At 68.7% G+C, this 2,602-nt stretch carries 3 protein-coding genes; all 3 read right to left on the bottom strand.

Annotation, left to right across the window (positions count from 1 at the left end; genetic code table 11):
• Positions 1 to 615, bottom strand: a 615-nt coding sequence (locus O7A61_RS31885) for a DUF1501 domain-containing protein (protein WP_442921138.1), incomplete at its 3' end; no start/stop codon positions are given.
• A 44-nt stretch (positions 616 to 659) separates the two neighbouring features.
• Positions 660 to 2,153: a DUF1800 domain-containing protein gene (locus O7A61_RS31880; RefSeq protein WP_337133123.1), complete on the bottom strand. Its 1,494-nt coding sequence runs from the start codon at positions 2,151 to 2,153 to the stop codon at positions 660 to 662.
• 120 nt (positions 2,154 to 2,273) lie between these two features.
• Positions 2,274 to 2,546, bottom strand: a complete 273-nt coding sequence (locus tag O7A61_RS31875) for a GCG_CRPN prefix-to-repeats domain-containing protein (RefSeq protein ID WP_337133122.1) — start codon at positions 2,544 to 2,546, stop codon at positions 2,274 to 2,276.
• Between the last annotated feature and the right edge of the window lie 56 nt (positions 2,547 to 2,602).

Genomic DNA, 2,602 nt, shown 5'->3' with positions numbered 1-2,602 from the left:
GCGGTGCTGGTAGAGATCGAGAACCCGCGTCGCGAGGTCGCCTGCCGGCGCTGGCAGCAATTGCGGCGCCCAGCCGAGCACCGGTGCCGCGCCACGGATCACCAGCGGCGTCGATGGGCCGACGGCCAGGCCGCCAAGCGTCGCCACGCGGTCGCCTGCCGGCAGGTTCTCCAGCGCCCGGTTGAGCCAGCCGGTGGCGACATGGCCGGGGCCGGCAAAGCCGCTTTCCAGCACATCCTGTCCGTCGAAATGCGAGCGCTCGCGATAGCCGGTCGCCGCCGCATGGACGACCGCCGCCTGGCTTGCCTTGAACAGGCGCGCAAACACCGGCATCGCCGGATTGATCGCGAAGAATGCATCGAGCGGCAGCGCCGCATGCGGACCGGAAAGCGACAGGGCGATGTCGCCATGCAGTCCGGCATAGTCGGGGTCGCCGACCGGACCGACCGCCGACAGGCCGTCCAGCGCGCCGCGCAGCACGATGACGATCAGGCGTGGGTCGCGGTTGTCGGCGGAACGGGCGAAGCGGGGCAGATAGGCCCAGGCAAACAGCGCGCCGCCGGTCATCAGCACGGCGCGGCGGGAAGGGTGAGGGGTTTCGCACAGCAGGCTCATGACTTCGTCCATGGGAGTTGTCGGCACCGGACCTATCGCTCGAGCTATCGTCGCTGGAATTCGGGCGCCATCAGCAGCAGCGCCAGGCCTTGCTGCTTGGACTCGGCGCGGGCGACCGCCTGCCGCGTCTCCGGCGAGGCGGAGGGCCCGATGATCGCGTCGAGCATGTCGTTGGGATTGCCGATATCTTTCACCTGCCTGGCGGCCTGCCACGCGATGTCGAGGCGGATCTTCATGCCTTCGGCCGATGCCCAACTGTCCGCTTGGTCGGAAAAGCCGTTCGGTCCCGGCGGCTGCCAGAGCGGCTCGCCCAGTGCGTTGAGCCAGTTGAGGGACTGGCCGGGATCGTTCGGTCCCGGGCCGGCCGCCCGCCTGATGGCGGCGACATAATCGAAGGGCGAGCGCATTTTGGCCAGGGGCGTCGACCACGCCTCCGGCAGGTCGATGAGCGCCGCCGCCAGTGCCCTGAGATTGCCGTCGTTCTTGACGAACACCTTTGCGAGACGGGCGACCGCCGCCGGCGGCGGGTCATCGGCTATGAAATGGCGGGCAAGTTGCGTGGCGATGTGTTGCGCGGTCGCCGGATGACGGGCGATGTCATTGAGCGCGGCCTCGGCCTGGCCCATGCCGCCGGCCGGATAGGTCTTGCCGAGCAGCACCGCGTCGCCCGGTTCGTGCGCATTGGCGTTGAAGACGGAACTGCCGGGTTCGCCCAACTGTCCTTCCCGCCCGGCCATCGTCCAGCCGGTCAGGATGCGCGCGAAGCTGGTGACGTCGGCCTGGCTATAGCCGCTGCCGACACCGAGCGTGTGCAGTTCCAGGATCTCGCGGGCGAGATTCTCGTTGAGGCCGCGCTGTCGGTTCTTGCCGGCGCGGGAGTCCGGGCCGATCGACTGCTGGTTGTCGAGATAGAACAGCATGGCCGGATGCCGCTCCACCGCCATGAGCATGTCGGCGAAGCGGCCGAGCACGAAGGGCCGGATGGCTTCCCGTTCGAAGGCCCCGGCGCTGGCGCGCACGATGTTGGCCTTGGCGACGGAGATGCAGAAATGGTTCGACCAGAAATAGACGAGGCGCTCGACGAAGCCGGCCCCGGCCTGCATTGCCTTGTCGAAGCGCGCCTGTGCCTCGGCCCGAAACAACGTGACTTCGACAGGCGGCACGGCGGGTTTGATCTTGGCAGCGGCCGGGGCGGCGGGCGGCGACATGCCCGGTGCGGCGGGTGGCGGCATGGCCGAAGCCGAGGCTGGCGTGCCCGTTGCCGGCTCCTCTGTCGCCATTCGCTCCCGGTCCAGCTTGCGCTGGAGGTTCGCCGCCATGCTGGCCTGGATGGCAGGCGTGCTTCCCTTGAGATCGGCATAGGTGGGGTCGTCGAGCGATATCATGGTGACGTCGGGCCGCCGCAGTTCCGTCTTGAGATAGCCGCGTGGGTCGTTCGCCAGCCTGTCGCGGTCGCCGGGTCGTGCCCCGAGCCCGAAGTGGTTGAAGGCGATCAGGGCGGGATCCGGCGGCGCGGAATCTTTAGCCGGGGCTGCTATGTCAGCGCTCCATGGTTGGATCTCGCGCGAGGCGCGCGACGCCCGATTGGGCTGTTTCCCCAGCTTAGACCGGGGACAGGCGGCCGGGCAGGCGGGTGCCGCCCGGCCCCTCCCACGCGCTTACCAGCGGTGCCAGTGGCGGTGCGGATGCCAGCCGTAATAAGCCGGGCCGTGCCAATAGCGGTAGCGCGGATACACCACGACACGGTTGGGAACGCAGCGCCCCCAGGGATTGGGGTGCCAGCCGGGCCCGCAACCCCAGGCCACATGCTCGATCAGCGCCGGGGCGGCCGGTTGCGCCACCATCGGCATGGCGGCGGAGGTCGCGACGGTTGCGGCGGTTCCGGTCAAGGCGAGGACGGCTGCTGCCGCATACTGTGTCAGACGGTTCATGACGTTACTCCGAATGTTCTCCGAGAAATGAAGACCTGTTCGCACCGATTGGTCCG

The sequence above is a fragment of the Mesorhizobium sp. Cs1321R2N1 genome, assembly GCF_037179725.1.
Lineage (GTDB): Bacteria > Pseudomonadota > Alphaproteobacteria > Rhizobiales > Rhizobiaceae > Mesorhizobium > Mesorhizobium salmacidum.
This window is presented reverse-complemented; position numbering and strand designations above follow the sequence as displayed.